Source organism: Kitasatospora sp. NPDC023176 (assembly GCF_055560495.1).
This window is the reverse complement of sequence record NZ_JBVHIP010000003.1, coordinates 238,461-261,637: the sequence shown is the minus strand read 5'-3', so window position 1 is coordinate 261,637 and position 23,177 is coordinate 238,461. Positions and strand designations below refer to the sequence as shown.

At 72.0% G+C, this 23,177-nt stretch carries 22 protein-coding genes and 8 tRNA genes; 18 read left to right on the top strand and 12 right to left on the bottom strand.

Annotated features, from left to right (window positions below; translation table 11 throughout):
* The 6 genes from ACZ3YL_RS07205 to ACZ3YL_RS07180 all read right to left on the bottom strand — a co-directional run bounded on the left by ACZ3YL_RS07205 (nucleotide 1) and on the right by ACZ3YL_RS07180 (nucleotide 635).
* Nucleotides 1–69 (bottom strand) — tRNA-Val (locus tag ACZ3YL_RS07205).
* A gap of 44 nt (nucleotides 70–113) precedes the next feature.
* Nucleotides 114–185 (bottom strand) — tRNA-Val (locus ACZ3YL_RS07200).
* Nucleotides 186–229: 44 nt separating this feature from the next.
* Nucleotides 230–301, bottom strand: a tRNA-Val gene (locus ACZ3YL_RS07195).
* Between the two features lie 41 nt (nucleotides 302–342).
* Nucleotides 343–414: transfer RNA gene (locus ACZ3YL_RS07190), tRNA-Val, on the bottom strand.
* Nucleotides 415–448: 34 nt separating this feature from the next.
* Nucleotides 449–522, bottom strand: a tRNA-Cys gene (locus ACZ3YL_RS07185).
* 40 nt (nucleotides 523–562) lie between these two features.
* Nucleotides 563–635, bottom strand: a tRNA-Gly gene (locus ACZ3YL_RS07180).
* A gap of 347 nt (nucleotides 636–982) precedes the next feature.
* Here ACZ3YL_RS07180 and ACZ3YL_RS07175 point away from each other — a divergent pair.
* From ACZ3YL_RS07175 to ACZ3YL_RS07165, 3 genes are all read left to right on the top strand, one after another.
* Nucleotides 983–2,068, top strand: coding sequence for a chorismate-binding protein (locus tag ACZ3YL_RS07175; RefSeq protein WP_465656000.1), 1,086 nt, complete (start codon nucleotides 983–985; stop codon nucleotides 2,066–2,068).
* 12 nt (nucleotides 2,069–2,080) lie between these two features.
* Nucleotides 2,081–2,911 carry an aminotransferase class IV gene (locus ACZ3YL_RS07170; RefSeq protein ID WP_465655998.1) on the top strand — a complete coding sequence of 277 codons (831 nt, stop codon included), beginning with the start codon at nucleotides 2,081–2,083 and terminating at the stop codon, nucleotides 2,909–2,911.
* Between the two features lie 80 nt (nucleotides 2,912–2,991).
* Complete coding sequence (locus ACZ3YL_RS07165; protein WP_188302454.1) at nucleotides 2,992–3,849, top strand: GNAT family N-acetyltransferase; 858 nt, start codon at nucleotides 2,992–2,994, stop codon at nucleotides 3,847–3,849.
* A 25-nt stretch (nucleotides 3,850–3,874) separates the two neighbouring features.
* Here ACZ3YL_RS07165 and ACZ3YL_RS07160 read toward each other — a convergent pair whose 3' ends face one another.
* Nucleotides 3,875–4,375, bottom strand: coding sequence for a DsbA family protein (locus ACZ3YL_RS07160; RefSeq protein ID WP_188302453.1), 501 nt, complete (start codon nucleotides 4,373–4,375; stop codon nucleotides 3,875–3,877).
* Nucleotides 4,376–4,487: 112 nt separating this feature from the next.
* Here ACZ3YL_RS07160 and ACZ3YL_RS07155 point away from each other — a divergent pair, with 112 nt between their 5' ends.
* Nucleotides 4,488–4,943 carry a hypothetical protein gene (locus tag ACZ3YL_RS07155; RefSeq protein WP_465655995.1) on the top strand — a complete coding sequence of 152 codons (456 nt, stop codon included), beginning with the start codon at nucleotides 4,488–4,490 and terminating at the stop codon, nucleotides 4,941–4,943.
* A gap of 24 nt (nucleotides 4,944–4,967) precedes the next feature.
* Here the strand turns inward: ACZ3YL_RS07155 and ACZ3YL_RS07150 are convergent, their stop codons facing one another.
* Together ACZ3YL_RS07150 and ACZ3YL_RS07145 are read right to left on the bottom strand one after the other, a co-directional pair.
* Nucleotides 4,968–5,537, bottom strand: a complete 570-nt coding sequence (locus ACZ3YL_RS07150; RefSeq protein WP_188302451.1) for a CGNR zinc finger domain-containing protein — start codon at nucleotides 5,535–5,537, stop codon at nucleotides 4,968–4,970.
* Between the two features lie 415 nt (nucleotides 5,538–5,952).
* Complete coding sequence (locus tag ACZ3YL_RS07145) at nucleotides 5,953–6,366, bottom strand: SsgA family sporulation/cell division regulator (RefSeq protein ID WP_030056266.1); 414 nt, start codon at nucleotides 6,364–6,366, stop codon at nucleotides 5,953–5,955.
* 435 nt (nucleotides 6,367–6,801) lie between these two features.
* Between ACZ3YL_RS07145 and ACZ3YL_RS07140 the strand changes: the two genes are divergently transcribed.
* Both ACZ3YL_RS07140 and ACZ3YL_RS07135 read left to right on the top strand, forming a co-directional pair.
* A tRNA-Val gene (locus ACZ3YL_RS07140) sits at nucleotides 6,802–6,873 on the top strand.
* Between the two features lie 212 nt (nucleotides 6,874–7,085).
* Nucleotides 7,086–7,157: transfer RNA gene (locus ACZ3YL_RS07135), tRNA-Val, on the top strand.
* Nucleotides 7,158–7,219: 62 nt separating this feature from the next.
* Here ACZ3YL_RS07135 and ACZ3YL_RS07130 read toward each other — a convergent pair.
* A complete protein-coding gene (locus ACZ3YL_RS07130; RefSeq protein ID WP_465655993.1) occupies nucleotides 7,220–7,987 on the bottom strand; it encodes an exonuclease domain-containing protein in 768 nt (255 codons plus the stop codon).
* Between the two features lie 149 nt (nucleotides 7,988–8,136).
* Between ACZ3YL_RS07130 and ACZ3YL_RS07125 the strand changes: the two genes are divergently transcribed.
* The 4 genes from ACZ3YL_RS07125 to ACZ3YL_RS07110 all read left to right on the top strand — a co-directional run bounded on the left by ACZ3YL_RS07125 (nucleotide 8,137) and on the right by ACZ3YL_RS07110 (nucleotide 12,613).
* Entirely contained in the window at nucleotides 8,137–8,691 is a 555-nt protein-coding gene (locus ACZ3YL_RS07125; RefSeq protein ID WP_465655991.1) for a DUF4365 domain-containing protein, read from the top strand.
* 32 nt (nucleotides 8,692–8,723) lie between these two features.
* The gene (locus ACZ3YL_RS07120) at nucleotides 8,724–9,890 is read left to right on the top strand and encodes a hypothetical protein (protein WP_188302448.1); all 1,167 of its coding nucleotides are present in this window, start codon (nucleotides 8,724–8,726) and stop codon (nucleotides 9,888–9,890) included.
* 96 nt (nucleotides 9,891–9,986) lie between these two features.
* On the top strand, nucleotides 9,987–11,966 hold the full coding sequence (gene thrS, locus ACZ3YL_RS07115; protein WP_465655989.1) for a threonine--tRNA ligase: 1,980 nt from the start codon (nucleotides 9,987–9,989) through the stop codon (nucleotides 11,964–11,966).
* Between the two features lie 86 nt (nucleotides 11,967–12,052).
* A complete protein-coding gene (locus tag ACZ3YL_RS07110) occupies nucleotides 12,053–12,613 on the top strand; it encodes an HIT family protein (RefSeq protein WP_188302446.1) in 561 nt (186 codons plus the stop codon).
* An 88-nt stretch (nucleotides 12,614–12,701) separates the two neighbouring features.
* On the opposite strand, the gene ACZ3YL_RS07105 is transcribed toward ACZ3YL_RS07110, so the two are convergent.
* The gene (locus ACZ3YL_RS07105; protein WP_465655986.1) at nucleotides 12,702–14,348 is read right to left on the bottom strand and encodes a hypothetical protein; all 1,647 of its coding nucleotides are present in this window, start codon (nucleotides 14,346–14,348) and stop codon (nucleotides 12,702–12,704) included.
* Nucleotides 14,349–14,548: 200 nt separating this feature from the next.
* On the opposite strand from ACZ3YL_RS07105, the gene ACZ3YL_RS07100 reads away from it, so the two are divergent.
* Nucleotides 14,549–14,992, top strand: a complete 444-nt coding sequence (locus ACZ3YL_RS07100; RefSeq protein ID WP_188302444.1) for a thiol-disulfide oxidoreductase DCC family protein — start codon at nucleotides 14,549–14,551, stop codon at nucleotides 14,990–14,992.
* 57 nt (nucleotides 14,993–15,049) lie between these two features.
* On the opposite strand, the gene ACZ3YL_RS07095 is transcribed toward ACZ3YL_RS07100, so the two are convergent.
* Nucleotides 15,050–17,098 carry an elongation factor G-like protein EF-G2 gene (locus ACZ3YL_RS07095; RefSeq protein ID WP_465655984.1) on the bottom strand — a complete coding sequence of 683 codons (2,049 nt, stop codon included), beginning with the start codon at nucleotides 17,096–17,098 and terminating at the stop codon, nucleotides 15,050–15,052.
* 242 nt (nucleotides 17,099–17,340) lie between these two features.
* On the opposite strand from ACZ3YL_RS07095, the gene pgsA reads away from it, so the two are divergent.
* The 7 genes from pgsA to pdxT all read left to right on the top strand — a co-directional run bounded on the left by pgsA (nucleotide 17,341) and on the right by pdxT (nucleotide 23,145).
* Nucleotides 17,341–17,988 carry a phosphatidylinositol phosphate synthase gene (gene pgsA / locus ACZ3YL_RS07090; protein ID WP_188302442.1) on the top strand — a complete coding sequence of 216 codons (648 nt, stop codon included), beginning with the start codon at nucleotides 17,341–17,343 and terminating at the stop codon, nucleotides 17,986–17,988.
* A 16-nt stretch (nucleotides 17,989–18,004) separates the two neighbouring features.
* Complete coding sequence (locus ACZ3YL_RS07085) at nucleotides 18,005–18,982, top strand: phosphatidylinositol mannoside acyltransferase (protein WP_188302441.1); 978 nt, start codon at nucleotides 18,005–18,007, stop codon at nucleotides 18,980–18,982.
* Nucleotides 18,983–19,030: 48 nt separating this feature from the next.
* Nucleotides 19,031–20,206 (top strand): glycosyltransferase family 4 protein, encoded by a 1,176-nt coding sequence (locus ACZ3YL_RS07080; RefSeq protein WP_188302440.1) that lies wholly within the window; start codon nucleotides 19,031–19,033, stop codon nucleotides 20,204–20,206.
* A 227-nt stretch (nucleotides 20,207–20,433) separates the two neighbouring features.
* Nucleotides 20,434–20,802, top strand: a complete 369-nt coding sequence (locus tag ACZ3YL_RS07075; protein WP_188302439.1) for a 5-carboxymethyl-2-hydroxymuconate Delta-isomerase — start codon at nucleotides 20,434–20,436, stop codon at nucleotides 20,800–20,802.
* Nucleotides 20,803–20,845: 43 nt separating this feature from the next.
* Entirely contained in the window at nucleotides 20,846–21,391 is a 546-nt protein-coding gene (locus ACZ3YL_RS07070; protein WP_317620867.1) for a LemA family protein, read from the top strand.
* A 128-nt stretch (nucleotides 21,392–21,519) separates the two neighbouring features.
* Nucleotides 21,520–22,431, top strand: a complete 912-nt coding sequence (pdxS, locus tag ACZ3YL_RS07065; RefSeq protein ID WP_063346811.1) for a pyridoxal 5'-phosphate synthase lyase subunit PdxS — start codon at nucleotides 21,520–21,522, stop codon at nucleotides 22,429–22,431.
* 96 nt (nucleotides 22,432–22,527) lie between these two features.
* Nucleotides 22,528–23,145, top strand: coding sequence for a pyridoxal 5'-phosphate synthase glutaminase subunit PdxT (pdxT, locus tag ACZ3YL_RS07060; RefSeq protein ID WP_188302438.1), 618 nt, complete (start codon nucleotides 22,528–22,530; stop codon nucleotides 23,143–23,145).
* Nucleotides 23,146–23,177: the final 32 nt, after the last annotated feature.

Here is a 23,177-nt window from a genome sequence, read left to right as displayed (position 1 = left end):
GCGATACTGGGATTGAACCAGTGACCCCTACCGTGTCAAGGTAGTGCTCTCCCGCTGAGCTAATCGCGCCTGATGTGGCGGTTGTGCAGCAGACCCCGAGGGGCCTGTTACGGTGCGCGATACTGGGATTGAACCAGTGACCCCTACCGTGTCAAGGTAGTGCTCTCCCGCTGAGCTAATCGCGCCTGATGTGGCGGTTGTGCAGCAGACCTCGAAGGGCCTGTTACGGTGCGCGATACTGGGATTGAACCAGTGACCCCTACCGTGTCAAGGTAGTGCTCTCCCGCTGAGCTAATCGCGCCTGGTGAGGCGGTTGTGCAGCAGACCTCGGAAGGTCCGACGTGCGCGATACTGGGATTGAACCAGTGACCCCTACCGTGTCAAGGTAGTGCTCTCCCGCTGAGCTAATCGCGCGGGGAGGCCTCCCGATGGAAACCGGGGGACCTCTTGGAGGTGGAGACGGGATTTGAACCCGTGTACACGGCTTTGCAGGCCGTTGCCTCGCCTCTCGGCCACTCCACCAGGCAACGCATGAAGAACGACCTTACACTGTTCTCCATCGAGCGGACGACGAGATTCGAACTCGCGACCCTCACCTTGGCAAGGTGATGCTCTACCAACTGAGCCACGTCCGCCTGTCTCCCGGGATCTTCACCGCTTTTCTTCGGCTGCGCTCCCCGGCGACGTGTTGAACTCTAGCGGATTCCCGGGCCAGCTAAAAATCCGTTCCCGCAGCGTGCCGAGGGGATGCCGGCGCAGTGCCGTCCCGTCAGCCCTTCCGGCTGGTCACCGGTCACCACCTGCGGCGCTGCCGGACGATCATCCGCGAGTCACCCGGCGCACACCCGCGCGACGCACTCGGCTGCTCGTACGCGGGGGCGCGGGGAGCGCGGAGCTCGGGGGAGTGGGGGCCCGACCCGGGCCACGCCCCCGACCTACACTTCAGGCACCGCCGCCCCCAGCACCACCGCGCAGGAGAACCGTGTCCGGCCACCCCGACCCCCGCACCCCGCTCGCCCGCTTCGGCGGCCGCCTGGCCACCGGACTGCGAGACGTCACCTCGGACCCGGCCGCGCTCGACTCCTCCGGCTACTGGGCCGTCGCCTACGACTTCGAGGGCCGGCTGACCTGCGCCCGCTTCGACGACGTCCGCCCCGCCCCGGCCCCGCCCTCGGGCGCCGGCTGGCAGGGCCCGGCCGCCGGCAGCTGGCACAGCTCCTTGGACCGCGCCGCCTACACCGCGGGCGTGCGCCGCATCCGCGAGCACATAGCCGCCGGCGAGGTCTACCAGGCCAACCTGTGCCGAGTGCTGTCCGCGCCGCTGCCCGACCCCGACCGCAGCGACATCGACGCCCTCACCGGCCTCCTCGCCCGTGGCAACCCCGCCCCGTACGCGGGCACCATCCGACTGCCCGAGCACGGCGTCGAGATCGCCACCGCCTCCCCCGAGCTCTATCTGCACCGTTCCGGGCGCACGGTCTCCTCCGGGCCGATCAAGGGCACCGGCCGCACCGAGGACGACCTCCTCGAGAAGGACCACGCAGAGAACGTGATGATCGTCGACCTGGTCCGCAACGACCTCGGCCGGGTCTGTGGGACCGGCACCGTCACCGTCCCCGACCTCTGCGTCGTGGAGAAGCACCCCGGGCTGGTCCACCTCGTCTCCACCGTCGAGGGCACCCTGCGCGACGGCGCCGACTGGCCCGAACTGTTCGCCGCCACCTTCCCGCCCGGCTCGGTGACCGGCGCCCCCAAGTCCAGCGCCCTGCGGATCATCGAAGCCCTGGAGACCGCCCCCCGCGGCCCCTACTGCGGCGCTGTCGGCTGGGTCGACGCCGACCGCGGCGAAGGCGAACTCGCCGTCGGCATCCGCACCTTCTGGCTCGACCGGCAGGACCGGCGGACGCCTGTCCTGCGCTTCGGCACCGGCGCCGGCATCACCTGGGGCTCCGACCCCGAGCGCGAATGGGCCGAAACCGAGCTCAAGGCCGCCCGGCTGGTCGCGATAGCGTCGGGCAGCGAGACCGACAGCGACACCCACACCGACCATGAGCCGCACCGCGCCTAGGAGTAGCCCTCGATGGACAACCGCACCACGAGCTGGGTCAACGGGACCCTCGTCGACTCCGCCGACGCCGCCGTCTCGGTCCTCGACCACGGCCTCACCACCGGCGACGGAGTCTTCGAGACGCTGAAGGCCGTCGACGGCCGGGCCTTCGCGGTCACCCGCCACCTCGACCGGCTCACCCGTTCCGCCCGCGGCCTCGGTCTGCCCGACCCCGACCACGATCTGGTCCGCGAGGCGTGCGACCAAGTGCTCGCCGCCAATCCGGCCCCGCTGGCCCGCCTGCGCGTCACCTTCACCGGCGGCAACGCCCCGCTCGGTTCCGAGCGCGGCACCACCGGCCCCACCCTGGTGGTCGCCCTCGGCGCGATCAACCGCCGCCCCGACGAAACGGCCGCCCTCGTCGTCCCCTGGCGCCGCAACGAGCACAGTGCGGTCGCCGGCCTCAAGACCACCTCCTACGCGGAGAACGTCGTCGCCCTGGCCGCCGCCCACCGCGCCGGCGCCTCCGAGGCCCTGTTCGCCAACACCGCCGGCCTGCTCTGCGAGGGCACCGGCACCAACGTCTTCGTCGTCCTCGGCGGCCGCCTGCTCACCCCCACCCTCGCCGCCGGCTGCCTCGCCGGCATCACCCGGCAGCTGGTCATCGACTGGTGCGGTGCCGAGGAGGCCGACCTCCCGCTCAGCGCCCTGCGGGACGCCGAGGAGATCTTCCTGACCTCCACCACCCGCGACGTCCAGGCCGTCACCCGCGTCGACGACCGCGAACTGCCCGGCATCGGCCCGGTCACCGCCAAGGCCATGGACGTCTTCGCCCAGCGCAGCGGCGACGACCTCGACCCCTGATCCCCCGCCCGGGCAGACGCCCCGGGGAGACGCCGCGGACCACGTGGATAACCTTCCCGGCGAGGGGAAGGGACCACGACATGACCACCACGCTGCGCCCCGAGGGCCCTGAGACACCCACCGCGGCCGGTGGCCGCACCAGACGCTGGCGGATCCTCGCGAACGGCCACCAGGTCGGCTCGCTGCGCACCACCTCGGCCCGCCATGGCAGCCAACTCTGGGGCGAGATATCGGAGTTGGAGGTCCTGGAGGGCCGGGGCCGGGGCCGCGGCACCTTCGGCGCACTGGCCGCCGAGGAGGTGCTGCGCACCTGGGGCTGTACCCGGGCGGATGTGGTGGTCCCCGAGTCCGCCCCGATCGCCCGCGGGCTCGCCATCACCCTCGGCTACACCGAGCGGATGCGGAACCTGGGCAAGAGCCTGACCACCGCCCCGTCCCTGCCCGTCGGCGTCACCGCCCGCCCGATCGGCGCCGAGGAGTTCCCGGCCTGGATCGACCGGGCGGCCCGGGAGTACGTCCGCTCCCTGATGGACTCCGGCCTCACCGAGGAGCAGGCCCACGCCAAGTCGAGCCTGGACCACCGCAACGTCCTCCAGCAGGGCGCCGACACCCCCGGCGTCGCCCTGCGCCGGCTCCACGGCGCGGGCGGTGTGGGCGGCGTGGAGGGCGGACCGCTCGGCTCGCTCTGGGTGAACCTCCGCCTGCGCGACCTGCCGGACGGCACCCCGCTCGCCTGGGTCATGGTGGTCGAGGTGTCCCCGGCCCACCGGGGCCGGGGACACGGCCGCACTCTGATGCTGCTCGCCGAGCAGGAGTGCCTGGCCGCCGGAGTGCGCGAACTCGGCCTCAACGTCTTCTCCGGCAACGAGGTCGCCCTCCGGCTCTACGCCTCGCTCGGCTACCGGATCGTCAACCGCTGCTTCGGCAAGCAGTTGTGAGGAGTTGACGGAACGTCAGGCGTCGTCAGGAAGCCTTCGCGGCCTCGATGGCGGCAACGATCCGCTCGCGTAGCCCGTCCTGGCTCTTCCCGCCGTCCAGCCGCTCGCGGCCGATCACGTACGTCGGCGTGCCGGTGACCCCGATCGCCTTGCCCTCGGCCTGGTCGGAGTCCACGATCAGCATGTGCCGGCCGTCGACCAGCGCGGTGTCGACCTCCTCGACGTCCGCCCCGACCTCCCTGGCCACCTCCAGCAGCACCTGCTGTCCCCGGGCGTCCAGCTCCTCGACCCGGGCCAGCAGCGCCTCCACGAACGGCCACCCCAGACCCTGGGCGAACGCCTCCTCGGCCGCCTCCGCCGCGGCGTAGGCGTGCTTGTGCTTCTCCAGCGGGAAGTGCCGCAGCTCCACGGGCAGCGCGTCACCGTACTGCGCGCGCAGCGCCCGTACGTCGTCCAGGGCGGTACGGCAGTCCGGGCACTGGAGGTCGCACCAGAACTCGAGTCGGGGGAGGGAACCATCGATCATCCCCCCAGTGTTCCACTAGTGCGTGCCCGTTCCCGCCCGGCGGTGCGCCCGAGGGCGGACCGACAGGGAGGTACCCGATGACCAGGACGACCGGAGACGAAGGGGCCCACTCGTGCTGACCGCGGCGATCAGTTTCCTGCTCACGGCCGGCGGCGTGGCCGTCGCGGGCCTACGGGCCTGGCGTCGGCGCTTCCGCTCGGCGACCCGCTGGTTCGCGGTGGCCCTGCTGCCCGCCGGGCTCTACCTGACCGGCCTGTTCCCGTTGGCGAGCACCATCGGCCGGGCGTTCGCCGACTGGGCGACCGAGCTGGTCTTCGACCCCCGGGTGTGGACCGGCATCGTGCTGCTCGGCGTCTCCGCCGCGCTGCTGGTCGCCACCCGCTGGGTCGATCGCCGCGGAGCGGTGGAAGCCTCCCCGGAGCGCCCGGCCGCCGCCGGGCCGAGCCCCGAACGCCCGGCCGTGGCTCAGGCGCCCAAGGCGCCCGGGAAGAAGCAGACGGGCAAGCGGGACGACGGCCTCGGGGACTTCGCCGACATCGAGGAGATCCTCCGCAAGCGCGGCATCTGAGGCGCGCGGGCCGGAGCGGGAGCGTCAGGCGGAGGCGACGGCCTCCGCGGACCGCTGCCGCGCCCGGTAGGCGGCGACGTGCAGCCGGTTGCCGCAGGTCCGGCTGTCGCAGTAGCGCCGCGAGCGGTTCCGGGAGAGGTCCACGAAGACCCGCGCGCAGTCCGGCGCCTCGCACCGGCGCAGCCGCTCCCGCTCGCCCGCCATCAGGATGAAGGCCAGGGCCATGCCCAGCTCCGCCGCGAGGTGGGGGCCGAGCGCGGCGTGCGGCGCGAAGTAGTGGATGTGCCAGTCGTGGTGGTCGTGATTGACCAGCCGGGGCGTCGTCCCGGCGGCCGCGACGATCGCGTTGACCAGCTCGGCGGCCGCCTCGGTGGACTCCGTCCGGAACACCTCGCGCAGCCGGGTGCGCAGCTCGTGCACCTGGCGCAGGTCGTCCTCGGTCAGCGAGTCGATCTCGCTGATCTCCTGGCGGACCACGAAGGCGTCCAGCGCGGCGACGTCCGGCAGTCGCTCGTCGCCGCACACCTCGGGTGCCGTGTTGAGCAGATCCACGAGGATGCTCAGCGCGCACTCGGTGTCATGGGTGATCAGCACGTTGGGACTCCTCGCGCAGGGGACTCCGGTACCCCGCGTCCACGGTTACCCCAGACCATACCGGCCCTTGCGGCATAAGGGCGGCGCGTTTGTTCGAAGGTCTGTACGGATTCCGTCAGAGCGTCCCAAAGCGGGCGCCGTCCCCCCGGCGCACCTCCCGGGTGTGGAGCCCGAACGCCCCCGGAAACGACGACGGCGCCCGACAGCGAGGCCGGCCACCCGTACGGATGGCCGGCTCCGGTGCCGGGCGCCTGCGGTGCTGTGGCCCCGCTCCGGTGGGAGCGGGCCGTCCACCGGCCCCGAGACCGCGTCGTGCGCGGCTGAGTCTGCTGCCGTGCCCCCGAGTAGGACGGCAGCGATCACGGCAGGGAGTTCGGCCCCGCCGGCAGCGGGGCTGGACCGCCTCCGGTCGGGGTCAGCTTTCGGCGAGGATGTGGGACAGCTCCCGGTCGAGGTCGAAGTGACGGTGTTCGGTGCCGGGGGGCACCGCGGCGTCCGTCCGCTTGAGGAACGACTCAAGCGCCCGGGCCGGGGCCTCCAGCAGGGCTTCTCCTTCCGGAGAGCTCAGTGCGATGCAGACCACCCCTTGCCCGTGGCTGCGGGACGGCCACACCCGGACGTCGCCGGTACCGGTCGGTCGGTGCAGCCCCTCCGCGAGGAGATCTCGGGCGAACACCCACTCCACGGTCTCGTCGGCGCCCGTGTGGAACGTGGCGTGCACGGCGTAGGGGTCGGCGGTGTCGTAGCGCAGGCCCGCGGGGACGGGCAGTGAGGACTCGCTGGACACGATGAGGCGCAGGTGCAGCTCGCAGCTGACCGTGGTGTTCATAAGCGCCATGGCCTTTCGCTCAGTGTGCGCTCGGGGATTCGCACGTCGGCGAACGGACCATCCCACCCCCAAGACCGATGTAAACCCCTCTGTCCCGATTCGGGCGCGAGTCGTACCCCTTACGGCGCATTGCGGAATCGTCGCGGAGTACCCGCCCGGGGCATTACCGGCGGTTCTTCTCGGTCGGTTTCCGGGGTGGCATGTCCGGGGGCATCCGGCGGGCCGGTGGGAAGCGCCGGGTGGGTCGGGAACAGGGGAGCGGGTGGTGCGGTCGGGCCCGACCAGTCGTGCGCGCGGACGGGGCCGGTGGAGTGGTGGGAGCCGGGGCTGGGCCGGGCGGGCCCGCCCCCGGCGCCCGGGACCGAGGGGAGGGGTGGTGGGCGGGAGGGGTGTTCGGAGCACCCCTCGGGATGCGGTAATGTTTTCCCTGCACCCGGGCGATTAGCTCAGCGGGAGAGCACTTCGTTCACACCGAAGGGGTCACTGGTTCGATCCCAGTATCGCCCACCGGAATGCATTGTGATATGTGAGGCCCAGTCGGTTATCGGCTGGGCCTCACATGTATTTCCGGAATCCATTCGGGGCAACGGTGGCAAATCCGGCTGAGGCTCAGTCACCTTCCGCGCTGAGTGCGAGTTCTGTGGATGTGTCGGCCGTTACTCCGGAAGACCGAGTTGTACGACTGCCTCCGAATGGTGCTAGAGTTCATCTCGTTGCCCGGGCGATTAGCTCAGCGGGAGAGCACTTCGTTCACACCGAAGGGGTCACTGGTTCGATCCCAGTATCGCCCACCGGACAGCACGCAGGCCCTGACCAGGAAACCGGTCAGGGCCTGTGGCGCGTTCGGGGCCGGTTACGCGGCCGCCTCGCAACCGTGCCCGGGCTCCAGTCGACGACCGCAGACGCACCGGGCCGGGCGCAGCGGCCAGGAGAGGTCCACCCGCTCCGGCGTCCCCGAGCGGTCGAACCAGGCCTGCAGCCCGCGCGCCTGCGCCGCGTGCCAGACCGCCTGCCGCAGGTGCAGCTCCGCCGCAGTCAGCCCGCCGAGCGCCGCCGGGTAGCGGGCGCCTATTCGCCGGATCAGTGACAGGGCCGCCGTCGCGTCCGCCGCCGCGTCGTGCGCCCCGGCGAGGTCCACTCCGTAGTGGGCGCACAGGTCGGTCAGTGTCCGGCGGCCCTTGCGGTAGCGGTCCACGTGCTTGTCCAGCACGCGCGGATCCAGCACCACCAGCCCGGCACCGTCCAGGCAGGTGCTCAGCGCCAGCCCGTGATGACGGCGCAACTCCCGGTCCAGCAGGGTCAGATCGTAGGGCGCGTTCATCACCACCACGGGCCGGCCGGCCCGCGCCTGGGCCGCCAGGGCGCGGGTGACCTCCGCGACCACCGCGCGGGCCGGCCGGCCGTGCCTGTGGACCTGTTCGTCGGTGATGCCGTGCACCGCGCGGGCGCCGTCCGGGATCGGCATGCCCGGATCGGCGAGCCAGGTGGTGGTCTGAGCCGGTGCGCCCGGCGCGAGTTGGACGACCAGGGCGGCGGAGACGATCCGGTCGGACTCCACGTCCACGCCGGTGGTCTCGGTGTCGAAGGAGGCGAGTGGGCCGGTGTACCAGTGCTGCTGCATGACTGCCCCTCAGGCGTGCGTTCCGCGCCAGGGTGATACCCGGTTCTGACGCCCGCTCAACCCGTTTGGCCCAGCCCCGACCGGGGATCCTGCCCAAGGACGCGCCGTTCGACTCGGACGGGCCCGGAGCCGGGGGAGGCCACGGGGCGATGGCACTGACACAGCCGCAGCCCGATGAGGCGGCGGCCGCACTCAGGGGGAACCTCGCGGTCACCGCCTGCATGGAGACGCTGCAGGTCGGCTACCTGCACGCGGTCGCCGCCGCGGCCGGGTGCTCGCTCTCCCAGCCGTTCCCGGACAACGGCATCGACTGGCAGGTCAGCCACGGCTCCCGGGCGCACGAGGTGGACGACGAGGTCACCATCAAGATCCAGCTCAAGGCGACCCAGCAGATCGCACCCGATCCGGCCGGGCCGTTCTTCAGCTTCACCCTCGACAACGACCACCTGCGCAAGCTCGCCCGCGCCCGGGTCGCCGTCCCGCGCATCCTGGTCGTGATGCTGCTGCCGCGCCGGGTCGACCACTGGCTGCTGGCCCGCCCGGACGCCCTCGAACTGCGGCACTGCTGCTACTGGGTCAACCTGGCCGGCCACCCCGTCACCGGGCAGCGGCGCACCAACGTCCGGGTGCCCACCGACAAGGTCTTCGACGACCGCGCGCTCTGCGACATCATGGCCCGGGTCGGTGCGGGCGGCAGCCCGTGACCGCCCGGCCCCGGCAGCGAGGAAGCACGCCCATGACCCTGCCGAACGGACCGCAGGACCCGGCGCGGGCCCTGCCCGACCCGGCCACCGTCGACCCCGCGGTGCTCGCCACCCTGCTCGCCCGGCACGGCTGGGTCCGACGCGGCGGCCCCGCCGCCCGGTACGGCCGCTGGACCCCGCCGGACGGCGAACCCGGCACCAGCCTCCTCGTCCCCACCGCGGACGGCTTCGACGACGCCGTCGAACTCCTCACCGACGCCGTCACCGCGCTCTCCCGCTCCCGGACCCCCTCCGCTCGATCGATCCTGCTCGCCCTCGCCGTCCCCGGCGACGAGCTGTGCTGGCGCCGGGACCTGCCCGGCCCCGCCGACGCCACCCCCTGGGACGACGCCGAACGGCTCCAGCGGGCGGCGCGCGCGATGCTCGCCGCCGGGGCCAAGGCCGGCCGGACCACCGCCGCCTACTTCGGCGCCCGGCTGGACGGCCTGGCCGGGGACTTCCTGGAGCGCGTCATGCTCGTCGAGCAGGGCGCCGTCGAGCAGGGCGCCGCCCTCACCGCCTACGCCCCCGCCCCGGAGGGCCGGACCGCCGTCACCACACTGGTCCGCGCGCTCGAGGCGCTGCGCGACGCGGTCGACTACCGCCGGGTCAGCGGCGGGCCCGAGGCCCTGGAGAACGCCGTCCGCTCCGGGGTCAGCCGGGAACTCGTCCAGTCCGTCGAGGACCTGGTGCGCGGCGCGACCGCCGCCCGGCTCACCGTCGCCTGGTCGCCCGCCGCCGGAACCCCGGGCGGCTTCGGCGACCGACGGATCGAGCTCGACTTCTCGCCCGGCGACCTGCCCGCCCTGGCCGAGGCCGCCGAACTGCTGGAACGGCTCGAACCCGCCGTCGACGTCACCGTGGTCGGCGTGGTGGTCCGGCTCAAGCGTCCCGACCCGGCCGGACCGGGCTCGGTACGGCTGCGGGTGCTCGGCGGCGCCGACGTCCGCGAACTCAAGGTGCGCCTGGCCGACCCCGACTACCGGCTCGCCGCCGAAGCCCACCTCGCCGGCGTCCCGGTCCGGGTCTCCGGCCGGCTGGAGCGGCGCGACGGTTTCCGCCGGCTGACCCGGGCCCACGGCCTGGAGCTGTGCGGCTGGGCGGAGGGCGACCGCGAGCGGCTGCTGAAGGGACTCCAGGACGGGGGAGAGCAGGCGTAGCGGACGCAGGTGAGCGGCGCGGGTGACGCTCTCGGTACCATCGTCACGCGCAGCGCAGTGTTGCGTCCTCTGAATCCAGCACGTCAGGAGAGACCGGTGACGGACGTCCGGGTAATCATCAGCCGCGAACCCGATCGGGAAGAGCGCGTGGTGACGACGGGCACTACGGCCGCCGAGCTCTTCGCCGACGACCGCTCGATCATCGCCGCCCGCGTCGGCGGCCAGCTCAAGGACCTCGCCTACGCCGTCCAGGACGGCGAGGAGGTCGAGCCGGTCGCGATCGACAGCAAGGACGGCCTGGACATCCTGCGCCACTCCACCGCGCACGTCATGGCCCAGGCCGTGCAGCAGCTCTACCCCGAGGCCAAGCTCGGCATCGGGCCGCCGGTCAAGGACGGCTTCTACTACGACTTCGACGTCGAGAAGCCCTTCCACCCCGATGACCTCAAGGCCATCGAGAAGAAGATGCAGGAGATCATCAAGCGGGGGCAGAAGTTCTCCCGCCGCGTGGTCACCGACGAGGCCGCCCGCGAGGAGCTGGCCGCCGAGCCGTACAAGCTTGAGCTGATCGGTCTCAAGGGCTCCGCCGCCACCGCCGGCGAGGGCGCCGACGTCGAGGTCGGCGCCGGCGAACTCACCATCTACGACAACCTGGACGCCAAGAGCGGCGACCACTGCTGGGGCGACCTCTGCCGCGGTCCGCACCTGCCCAGCACCCGCCACATCCCGGCGTTCAAGCTGATGCGCAACGCGGCCGCCTACTGGCGCGGCAGCGAGAAGAACCCCATGCTGCAGCGCATCTACGGCACCGCCTGGCCGACCAAGGACGAGCTCAAGGCCCACCTGGACTTCCTGGTCGAGGCTGAGAAGCGCGACCACCGCAAGCTCGGCAACGAGCTCGACCTCTTCTCCATCCCGGAGGAGATCGGCTCCGGCCTCGCGGTCTTCCACCCCAAGGGCGGCGTCATCCGCCGCGCGATGGAGGACTACTCGCGCAAGCGGCACGAGGAAGAGGGCTACGAGTTCGTCTACACCCCGCACGCCACCAAGGGGAAGCTCTTCGAGAAGAGCGGCCACCTCGACTGGTACGCGGACGGTATGTACCCGCCCATGCAGCTCGACGAGGGCGTGGACTACTACCTCAAGCCGATGAACTGCCCGATGCACAACCTGATCTTCGACGCGCGCGGCCGCTCGTACCGTGAACTGCCGCTGCGCCTCTTCGAGTTCGGGACGGTGTACCGCTACGAGAAGTCGGGCGTGGTGCACGGCCTGACCCGTGCCCGCGGCTTCACGCAGGACGACGCCCACATCTACTGCACCCGCGAGCAGATGGCGGAGGAGCTCGACTCCACGCTGACCTTCGTGCTCAACCTCCTCCGCGACTACGGTCTGACCGACTTCTACCTGGAGCTGTCGACCAAGGACCCGGTCAAGTACGTCGGAAGCGACGAGACCTGGGAGGAGGCCACCGCGGTCCTCGCCGCCGTGGCCGAGAAGCAGGGCCTGCCGCTGGTGCCGGACCCGGGCGGCGCGGCCTTCTACGGTCCGAAGATCTCGGTGCAGGCGCGCGACGCCATCGGCCGTACCTGGCAGATGTCGACCATCCAGCTGGACTTCAACCTGCCGGAGCGCTTCGACCTGGAGTACACCGCGGCGGACGGCTCGCGTCAGCGGCCGGTCATGATCCACCGTGCGTTGTTCGGCTCGATCGAGCGGTTCTTCGCGGTGTTGCTGGAGCACTACGCCGGCGCCATGCCGCCGTGGCTGGCCCCCGTCACCGTGACCGGCATCCCGATCACCGACGAGCACGTGCCGTACCTGCAGGAGGTCGCGGCCAAGCTGAAGAAGCACGGGATCCGGGTCGAGGTGGACACCTCCGACGACCGGATGCAGAAGAAGATCCGCAATGCGCAGCGCAGCAAGACGCCGTTCATGCTGATCGCCGGCAACGACGACGTCGAGGCGGGTGCGGTGTCCTTCCGCTACCGCAACGGCGAGCAGAAGAACGGTGTGTCGGTCGACGAGGCGATCGCCGAGATCGTGGACGCGGTGGAGCGTCGCATCCAGGTGTGACGTCGGCCCCGCCAGGGCGGGGATTGCGCGGGGCAGGCTCTCGATGAGTCTGCCCCGCGCGGCTTTGCAAGCACCGTCGGGCGAATATGCTGATCAGCATGACGACTGAGCCGGAACTGCAGCGGGGTGTCGGTGAGCCGGACGGCTTCCGCCGCCTGTGGACCCCCCATCGGATGGCGTACATCCAGGGTGAGAACAAGCCCACCGGCCCGGCTCCGGACGACGGTTGTCCGTTCTGCTCGATCCCGTCGCTGAGCGACGAGGAGGGGCTGATCATCGCCCGGGGGAGCGCCGTGTTCGCGGTGCTGAACCTGTACCCGTACAACGGCGGGCACCTGATGGTGGTCCCGTACCGGCACGTGGCCGACTACACCGACCTCGACGAGGCGGAGACGGTCGAGCTGGCCGACTTCACCAAGCGGGCGATGACCGCGCTGCGCGCGGCCTCGGGGGCGCACGGGTTCAACATCGGGATGAACCAGGGCACGGCGGCCGGGGCCGGGATCGCGGCGCACCTGCACCAGCACGTGGTGCCGCGCTGGGGCGGGGACACCAACTTCATGCCGGTGGTCGGCCACACCAAGGTGCTGCCGCAGCTGCTGGCGGACACCCGCAAGATGCTGGCCGAGGTCTGGCCGCAGGGCTGAGCCGGACGCGCACGCGAAGAGGGGCCCGCCACCGAACTCCCGGGTGGCGGGCCCCTCTTCGTACGTCGTTCCCGGCGAGCGTTCTTGATCAGCCGGCGCTGAACTCGTCCACGTTGTACGGCCGGCTTCCCTGCGCCTCGGACTTGATGATCGAGGTGCGGGTCTTGAAGAAGCGCTCCGCGTCCAGGTCGTGCTCCTGGAGGAACTCCAGGGTGGCGGCGTGGACCGCGCTGAGCACCGGGACGGAGGCGTTCATCGCGTTGTCGACCATGGAGCGGTTGTTCCAGGCGGTGCCCACCCAGGAGTGCCGCAGTCCGAAGGGCTCGGGCAGGCCGAGACCGCCGCCGAGCCAGCCGAGCAGGCTGGGCATCCGGTGGAAGGGGGCGCGGACGGCCTGGCGGACCACCTCGTCGTTGTCGATCAGGGGGAGCTTGACGGTGCGCTCCTCCCAGAACCGCATCGTCTTGGCGACGGACTTCTCCTTGTCCTTGGGCTTGTCGAAGAAGACGCCCTTGACCGGGCCGAGCGCGTAGCCGGCCACCGAGATGTTCAGCACGTTGGCGAGCAGGGTCACCGTGACGGTGAAGGTGATGACCAGCTTGCCGTCGTGGGTGATGAACTGGGTGGCCAGGTAGTGCCGGGGGCCGCCGGAGAAGGTCTGCTTGTCGGCGATGCTCTGTACGGCGAAGTCGCGCATCCGGTCGCCGTCCATGTCGGCGTTGCCGGGGCGGCTGATCTCGTCGGCGCCCTCGCTGACGTCGAAGACCACCCACTGCTTGATGTTGACGTTGGGGATGCCGCTGTTGGCGACGTGGCTGACGCCGAGGCCCTTGAGGTGGGCGGAGATCCGGCGGACCAGGTCCCAGGGGTGGAAGGCGCGGAAGTCGGCGTGGCCCTCGGCGGGGTGGAGGGTGTCGGCCAGGCGCCATTCGCCCCAGCGGCGGCCGGCGCCGAGGATGCCCTTCGGACCGGCGTAGTGGTGGACGTTGGTCTCCTGCTCCGCCTCCAGCCGGCCGAGCTGGTCACGCAGTTCGTTGGCCTTCTTGTCCAGGTCGTCGCGGGGAACGGCCTTGGCGACGGTGGCGGCGACGGCGCTGCCCTCGACCAGGTCCTGCCAGCGGGTGCGGAGGTCCTTGGCGGAGCGCTCGACGATCCGGCGGGCGAGGTACCAGCCGAGGACCGGGGCGAGCATGGTGATCCGCAGGTAGATGCCCAGGAAGCCCACCGCAGGGGGGCGCAGCAGCAGGAAGCCGGCGAGGACGGCGGCCGCGATGAGGGCGAGGGCGCCGTAGGTGTCGGCGCCGCGGGCGTTGTCGCGCTTGAGCCAGGCGCGCAGCTGGAAGGCGCCGAGCCAGATCAGGGTGCCGGGGAGGAAGAGCAGGCCGGTGACGACGGTGACGGTGCTGAGCTGCCGGTCGCGGGCGTGCCGCAGTTCCTCGGCGGCCAGGCAGTGTTCGACGACCTGGCGGGTGTCGACGCCGAAGGACGGGACGAGGGGTTTGCGGTCGCCGCCGAGGGCGCGGGAGATCAGCGCCTTGCTGAAGGCCTCGCCGAGGTTGGGGCGGAAGAGCGCGAAGCGGCCCTTCTTCGCCGTGGCGTCGGTGACGTCCGTGACGAACTTGTCGATCTCGCCGTCACGGTAGGCGGCCGAGGAGAGTGCCTGGGTGACGGCGGTCTGCGGGCCGGCGTCGGTCCGGGGTATCTGCGCACCCGGGGTCATGTCGAGTGTGGCCACGGTGGCGTCTGCTCCTCCCCTTGTCAGCGGCAGGTTACCGTGCCGTGGCACCCCTGCGCGGATGATCGTCTGAAGTACCGTCACGAACCGGTGCGTTCCGGCCGCACCAGGGCCTGAGAGGCATGATGCCCAGCTTCGGCCGGGTCGATACCCGCCCGGGCCGACGGTGTGAGGGTGGGGCAGGATGGACGGTGGAGACGATGAAGGGGGTTGTCGTGAAGGATCCGGTGCTGGTCTTCGACGGGGACTGCGCGTTCTGTTCGTCCTGTGTGCGCTGGGGCGAGAGGTTCCTGCGGCAGACTCTGGCCTCGGGTGGCTGGGAGTCGGTGCCGTTCCAGTTCGCGGACCTGCCGGCGCTGGACGCGGTGGCGGGCGGCCTGGGTGAGGTCTCGGCCGAGCGGGCCGAGCGCGAGGTGCTGTGGGTGACCCCGGGGGGCCGGGTGTACGGGGGCGCGCAGGCGGTGGCGCGGCTGTTGCTGCGGACCGGGGGCGCGTGGGCGTACCTGGGCGCGGTGTTGACCTTGGCGCCGGTGCGGCCGGTGGCGGGTGTGGTGTACCGCTGGGTGGCGCGCAACCGGCACCGGATGCCGGGGGGCACGGCGGCGTGTGCGCTGCCGAACCGGAAGCCCGCCGGGTCGGTGTAGCTCGTCAGCCTGTGTGGCCCCGGCCGGGGTGGCTCCCGGCCGGGGCCACGGTGGCGGTCAGGCGGTGTAGCGCTCGGCCAGGGCGGGGGGCATGGGTTCGTGGCGCAGGTAGGCGCGGGAGAACTCGGCGGTGCCGTGGGTGAGCGAGCGCAGGTCGACCGGGTAGCGGACGAGTTCGAGTTCGGGGACTTCGGCGCGCAGCAGGGTGAGGCCCTGGCCGCCGATCTCGGTGCCGAGGACACGGCCGCGGCGGGCGGAGAGGTCGCCGAGGACGGTGCCGAGGTACTCGTCGGGCAGCAGGACGCTGACGGCGGCGACCGGTTCGAGGAGTCGGACGACGGCGTGCTCGGCGGCGTCGCGCAGGGCGAGGGCGGCGGCGTTCTGGAAGGCGGCGTCGGAGGAGTCGACGGAGTGCGCCTTGCCGTCGGTGAGGGTGACCCGGACGTCGACGAGCGGGAAGCCGGTGGCGATGCCCTTGGCGAGCTGGGCGCGGACGCCCTTCTCGACGGAGGGGATGAAGTGCTTGGGGACGGAGCCGCCGACGACGTGTTCCTGGAACTCGAAACCGGAGCCGGCCGGGAGGGGCTCGACCTCGAGGTCGCAGATGGCGTACTGGCCGTGGCCGCCGGACTGTTTGACGAGGCGTCCGTGGCCGGCGGCGGCGGTGCCGAAGGTCTCGCGCAGGGCGACCCTGGGTTCGACGGTGTCGACATGGACGCCGTGGCGGGTGCGCAGCCGGTCGAGGACGACCTCGGCGTGGGCCTCGCCGGTGCACCAGAGGACGAGCTGGTGGGTGTCGGGGTTCTGTTCCAGCCGTAGTGCAGGGTCCTCGGCGGTGAGCCGGGTGAGGGCCTGGGAGAGCTTGTCGTCGTCGGCCTTGCTGTGGGCTTCGACGGCGATCGGCAGCAGGGGTTCGGGGAGGGTCCAGCCGTCGAGTTCGACGGGGTGGCCGGGGTCGTGGACGGTGTCGCCGGCCCGGGCGGTGGTGAGTTTGGCGGCGCAGACGAGGTCGCCGGCGACGGCGTGCGGGACGGGCCGCTGGAGCTTGCCGAACGGGCTGGTGAGGGCGGTGACGCGTTCGTCGCCGTTCTGGCCGGCGGTGTGGGCGGGGCCGACGAGGTGGATCCGGCTGTCGGGGCGCAGGGTGCCGGCGTACAGGCGCAGCAGGCTGATCCGGCCGACGTAGGCGTCGCCGGTGACCCGGACGACCTGGGCGGCGAGCGGGGCGTCGGGGTCGCAGTCGGGGGCGGGGCGGGTGCGTTCGGTGGGGTTCGGGAAGGTGTGGGCGATCAGGTCGAGGAGTTCGGCGGCGCCGAGGCCGTTGTCGCTGGTGGGAACGGCGGGGTGGAGGGCGCAGGCGAGGACTTCGCGGCGCATTCCGGCTTCGAGGGAGTCGGTGTCGAGGGGGTCGTCGGCGAGGTAGCGCTCCATGAGGGTGTCGTCCTGGCCGGAGATGGCCTCGACGAGGCTGTCGTGGGCGGGGCCGGTGTCGGGGAGCGGGGTGGCCTCGCCGTAGGTGTCGCCGGTGAGGAGGTCGACGCTGCCGTCGGGGTGTCCGTCGTGGAGGACGGGCAGGAAGAGCGGGCGCAGGGTGTCCGGGCCGAGGTCGAAGGCGTCGTGGCAGCTGGTGAGGATGTCGTCGAAGCCGGTGCGGGCGAGGTCGAGCTTGGCGACGGCGATGGCGCGGGGGATGCCCTCGGCGGCGCACTCCCGCCAGAGCGCGCGGGTGGGTGCGGTGACCGGGTCGGTGGCGGAGACGACGAAGACGGCGGCGTCGGCGGCGTGCAGGGCGGCGCGCATCTCGGCGGCGAAGTCGGGGTGGCCGGGCGGGTCGATCAGGTTGATCTTGACGCCCTTCCATTCGAGCGGGAGCAGCGAGAGCTGGACGGAGCGCTGCTGGTGGTGCTCGATGTCCTCGTGGTCGGAGACGGTGGTGCCGTCGGGGACGCGTCCGGCGCGGCCGGTGGCGCCGGCGGCGAGGGCGAGGGATTCGGCGAGGGTGGTCTTGCCCACACCGCTCGGGCCGACGAGGACGACGTTGCGCAGGTCCTGCGGGCCGGTGACGGCGGGTGTCTGGCCGGCTCGGGCGGTGCTGCGGTCGGGCATCGGGGTCTCCTCCCGTGGCGCCGAGGCTGTCCTTGGCAGTTTAGGGGCGGGTCCTGTCGGGCGCGTGTCGGTGACCGTACGTGTGGGGGCCGTCGCCGGGGTGCGGTCCGGCGGTGCGTGCGACGGAGGGTGTCCCGGGCGTGGCTACGATGGGTGGGTCGGGCGTGCTCATTCGTCCGGCCGTCTGTTGCGCACGCTGCGCCAGGCGGGTATCCGGGAGAATCGGAGCGGCTGGGAAGGCCATGCTCAACAAATACGCGCGTGCCTTCTTCACACGTGTTCTGACCCCGTTCGCCGCGTTCCTGATCCGGCTGGGCGTGAGCCCGGACGCCGTGACGCTGATCGGTACCGCCGGTTCGGTGGTCGGTGCGCTGGTGTTCTTCCCGCGTGGGGAGTTCTTCTGGGGCACCATCACGATCACGCTGTTCATCTTCTCGGACCTGGTGGACGGGAACATGGCCCGGCAGCTGGGCCGGACCAGCAAGTGGGGGGCCTTCCTGGACTCCACGCTGGACCGGGTCGCGGACGCGGCGATCTTCGGCGGCCTGGCGATGTGGTACGCGGGCAAGGGTGACAACAACCTGCTGTGCGCGGTGGCGATCTTCTGCCTGGCCAGCGGTCTGGTGGTGTCGTACACCAAGGCGCGGGCGGAGAGCCAGGGCCTGCCGTGCGACGTGTCGGGGCTGGTGGAGCGGGCCGAGCGGCTGGTGATCAGCCTGGTGGCGGCCGGGATCGCGGGCCTGCACACGTTCGGGGTGCCGTACGTGGAGTGGCTGCTGCCGGTGGCGCTGTGGCTGGTCGCGGCGGGCAGCCTGGTGACGGTGGTCCAGCGGATGGTGACCGTGCGCCGTGAGGCGTTCGAGGCCGACCGAGCGGCGGCCGGGAGCTGATGGGGGGCGTCCTGCGATGACGGACCGACTGGTGTACTGGGCCTACGCGCTGGGGTGGGCGGTGCTGAAGCACCTGCCGGAGCCCGTGGCGCGGTGGCTGTTCGACCGGCTGGCGGACTACGCCTGGCGCCGCCGCGGTCCGCGGGTGCGCCAGCTGGAGGCGAACCTGCGCAGGGTCCGTCCGGGGCTGCACGAGGCGGCGCTGCGGCGGCTGTCGCGGGCCGGGATGCGCTCGTACCTGCGGTACTGGATGGAGTCCTTCCGGCTGCCGGTGTGGAGCCGGGAGCGGGTCCTCCGGGACGTCCAGGTGGGCGGGCTCGAGCACCTGGAGGAGGCGCTGGAGTCCGGGCGGGGCGTGGTGGTGGCGCTGCCGCACATGGGCAACTGGGACCTGGCGGGCACTTGGATAGCGCAGCTGGGCCACCCGTTCACCACGGTCGCCGAGCGGTTGAAGCCGGAGCGGCTGTTCGACCGGTTCGTCGAGTTCCGGGAGGGCCAGGGCATGGAGGTCCTGGCGCTGTCCGGCGGCGGGGTGAACGTGATCGGCACGCTGGCGCGGCGACTGCGCGCGGGCAAGCTGGTCTGTCTGGTGGGGGACCGGGACCTCTCGGAGGCGGGCATCGAGGTGTCCTTCTTCGGCGAGCCGACCCGGATGCCGGCCGGCCCGGCGGCGCTGAGCCAGCGCACCGGGGCGGCGCTGCTGCCGGTGACGCTCTGGTACGACGGTCCGGTGCTGCGCGGAACCATCCACCCGGAGGTCCCGGTGCCGGAGGAGGGCGACCGCAAGGAGCGGACGCTGGCGATGACCCAGGCGATGGCGGACGTGTGGGAGCGCGGGATCAGCGAGCACCCGCAGGACTGGCACATGCTGCAGAAGTTCTGGCTGGCCGACCTGCCGTCCCGTGAGACGGTGGGGGGCGGACACGCCGCGGCGCGCCCCGGGGCGGCGCCGGTGCCGGCGGCCGAGCCCGCCGCCGAGGCCTCCGGGGCCTGAGCCCGGCCGATCAGGACCGCACGACCGCCCGAAGGAGCTTGAGGACCTGTGAAGATCGGCATCGTCTGCCCGTACGACTGGGACGTCCCCGGCGGGGTGCAGTTCCACATCCGGGACCTCGCCGAGCACCTGATCGGCCTGGGGCACGAGGTGTCGGTACTGGCGCCGGCCGAGGACGACGAGGCGCTGCCGCCGTACGTGGTCTCGGCCGGGCGGGCGGTGGCGGTGCCGTACAACGGCTCGGTGGCGCGGCTGAGCTTCGGCATCCTGTCGGCGGCCCGGGTGCGGCGGTGGCTGCGCGAGGGGCGCTTCGACATCCTGCACGTGCACGAGCCGACCTCGCCGAGCCTGTCGATACTGGCCGCCTGGTCGGCCAGCGGGCCGATGGTGGGCACCTTCCACACCTCGAACCCGCGCTCGCGGGCGATGATCGCGGCCTCGCCGATCCTCCAGCCGGGGCTGGAGAAGATGCGGGCCCGGATCGCGGTGTCGGAGTACGCCCGGCGGACCCTGGTGGAGCACCTGGGCGGGGACGCGGTGGTGATCCCGAACGGCGTGGACGTCGGGTTCTTCGCGGAGGCCGAGCCGGACGAGCGCTGGACCGGCGGCGCGGCGGCCGGGGAGCCGGGCACGATCGGCTTCATCGGCCGGATCAACGAGCCGCGCAAGGGCCTGCCGACGCTGCTGGCGGCGATGCCGAGGATCCTGGCCGAGCGGCCGGGGGTGCGGCTGCTGGTCGCGGGCAAGGGCGACGAGGAGGAGGCCGTGGCCGGCCTGGCGCCCGAGGTCCGTGAGCGGGTGGAGTTCCTCGGCATGGTCTCGGACCGGGAGAAGGCCCGGCTGCTGCGCAGCGTGGACCTGTACGTGGCGCCGAACACCGGCGGCGAGAGCTTCGGGATCATCCTGGTCGAGGCGATGTCGGCGGGTGCCCCGGTGCTGGCCAGCGACCTGGACGCGTTCAAGCAGGTGCTGGACGGCGGGGACGCCGGTGAGCTGTTCCCGGTGGAGGACGCGGACGCGCTGGCCCGTACGGCGCTGCGGCTGCTGGGGGATCCGGTGCGGCTGGAGGAGCTGAGCAAGGCGGCCTCGCGGCATGTGCGGCGGTTCGACTGGTCGACGGTCGGTGCGGACATCCTGGCGGTCTACGAGACGGTGACGGCCGGGGCGGCGGCGGTGGTCGAGGAGGACGTGCGCCACGCTCCGAGCCGAAGGACGCGCCGGTGACGAAAGCGATGAGCGACTAGCGACCGCCGCAGGAGGGGGCGCCGGAGCGAGGAGCCTCGGCGCCGGGCCGGGAGCGCCCGGAGGCGGGCGGGCGAGTCGCATCCGGGCGCCTTCGGCCCGGCCGGGGACTGAGCGCGGGGAGCGCGGGGGTGGGGGCTTCCGCGGGGCTGGGTGAGGGTGCGGCTAGGGTCGGGCCGACCGCACCACTGTGACCCCTGGGGGAAACGATGCCGCAGATCTCCGTCGACTACTCGTCCAGCCTGGCCGGGACCTTCGACCGCCGCGCGCTGGGCCTGGCGATCAACCGGCTGGCCGAGGAGACGATCGACGCGAAGCCGGGGTCCTGCAAGACGCTGTTCCGGCAGAGCGAGGAGCTGGTGGTCGGCAGCACCGGGGTGGTGGGCGACGCCCAGGTGTACGTCGAGTTCCAGGTGTTCCCGGGCCGTACGCCGGAGGCGAAGGCGGCGCTGAGCGAGGGCGTGGTGGCGCTGCTGGCGCAGCACGTCCGGCCGCTGCCGGGGACCAGGCTGTTCACCGCGGTGAACATCGCGGACATCGACCGGGGCAGCTACCGCAGCGGGACCGCTCAGGGCTGACGCCGGGCGGGGCGGCTGGTGACACCCGGTAACGTAGCGGTCCGTGACTACCTGGATCTGGGCCGGCGTGGCCGTGGTGCTGTTCGGCATGTACCTGAGTTGGACGGCCGGCCGCTTGGACCGGCTGCACGCCCGGATCGACGCCGCGCGGGCGGCACTGGACGCGCAGCTGGTCCGCCGGGCCTCGGTGGCGATGGAGCTGGCGACGTCCTCGCTGCTGGATCCGGCGGCCTCGCTGCTGCTGCTGGACGCGGCGCACGCGGCCCGGCAGGCCGAGGACGAGCAGCGCGAGGTGGCGGAGAGTCAGCTGAGCCTGGCGCTGCGGGCGGTGTTCGAGGAGGCGGAGCAGGTGGCGGCGCTGGTGGCCGAGCCGGGTGGCGAGGAGGCGGTTCGTGATCTGACGGCCGCGGTGCGCCGGGTGCCGATGGCCCGTCGGTTCCACAACGACGCGGTGCGGGCGGCGCGGGCGGTGCGGGAGCACCGACTGGTGCGGTACTTCCGGCTGGCGGGCAAGGCGCCGTTCCCGATGGCCTTCGAGATGGACGATGCTCCGCCGCCCGCTCTTACGCCCGAGGGAGCGCCTGCTTAGGCTGTCCCCGGATACGGCCCGATTGTCGCATCCCGTCGTCCGGGCTGGACTTGGTGGCGCATGGTTGGGTCACCCGTTCCGCCTACCATAGGGCGATAGCACTGGTTAATCTTCGAGTGAGGTCTCACGTGTCCACCACCCCCACCACCGCAGACCAGCCGCAGATCGGTACCGCCCGGGTCAAGCGCGGCATGGCCGAGCAGCTCAAGGGCGGTGTGATCATGGACGTGGTCAACGCCGAGCAGGCGAAGATCGCCGAGGACGCCGGCGCGGTGGCCGTCATGGCCCTGGAGCGGGTGCCCGCCGACATCCGCAAGGACGGCGGCGTGGCCCGCATGTCCGACCCCAACATGATCGAGGAGATCATCGAGGCGGTCTCCATCCCGGTGATGGCCAAGTCCCGGATCGGCCACTTCGTCGAGGCCCAGGTGCTCCAGTCGCTGGGTGTCGACTACATCGACGAGTCCGAGGTGCTGACCCCGGCCGACGAGGTCAACCACTCCGACAAGTGGGCCTTCACCACCCCCTTCGTCTGTGGCGCCACCAACCTGGGCGAGGCCCTTCGCCGCATCGCCGAGGGCGCGGCCATGATCCGCTCGAAGGGCGAGGCCGGCACCGGCAACGTCGTCGAGGCCGTCCGCCACCTGCGCCAGATCAAGAACGAGATCGCCAAGCTGCGCGGCTTCGACAACAACGAGCTGTACGCCGCCGCCAAGGAGCTGCGCGCGCCGTACGAGCTGGTCAAGGAGGTCGCCGAGCTCGGCAAGCTGCCGGTCGTGCTGTTCTCCGCCGGTGGCGTGGCCACCCCGGCCGACGCCGCGCTGATGCGCCAGCTGGGCGCCGAGGGCGTCTTCGTCGGCTCCGGCATCTTCAAGTCGGGCGACCCGGCCAAGCGTGCCGCCGCCATCGTGAAGGCCACCACCTTCTTCGACGACCCGAAGATCATCGCGGACGCCTCCCGCAACCTGGGCGAGGCCATGGTCGGCATCAACTGCGACACCCTGCCGGAGACCGAGCGCTACGCCAACCGCGGCTGGTAGTCGCCCCCCGCTCCTGGCCGGCCCGCCGCAGCGCTTCGGCGTGCGGCGGGCCGCGCCGCGTCCGTCCGTAGTAACGATCGATTGAGGTTGAAGACCGTGAGCACTCCAGTCATCGGCGTCCTCGCCCTGCAGGGTGACGTCCGCGAGCACCTGGTGGCGCTGGCCGAGGCCGACGCGCTCGCCCGTCCGGTGCGCCGTGCCGAGGAGCTGGCCGAGGTCGACGCGCTGGTGATCCCCGGTGGGGAGTCCACCACCATGTCCAAGCTGGCGCTGCTGTTCGGCGTGATGGACCCGGTGCGCGAGCGGGTCGCCGCCGGCATGCCGGTGTACGGCACCTGCGCGGGCATGATCATGCTGGCCGACAAGATCCTCGACGGCCGGGAGGACCAGGAGTCCGTCGGCGGCATCGACATGACGGTGCGCCGAAACGCCTTCGGCCGCCAGAACGAGTCCTTCGAGTCCGGCATCGCCTTCAAGGGCATGGACGACGCCCCGGTGCACGGCGTCTTCATCCGCGCCCCCTGGGTCGAGGCGGTCGGCGCGGGTGTCGAGGTGCTGGCCGAGCTGCCCGGCGCGGACGGCCCGGAGAGCCGGATCGTGGCGGTGCGCCAGGGCAACCTGCTGGCCACCTCGTTCCACCCGGAGCTCACCGGCGACCACCGTGTGCACGCCTACTTCGTGAAGATGGTCGAGGAGCACCTCGCCACCCGGTAGGCACCGGTGTAGCCGTGTGCGTCCCACCGGTG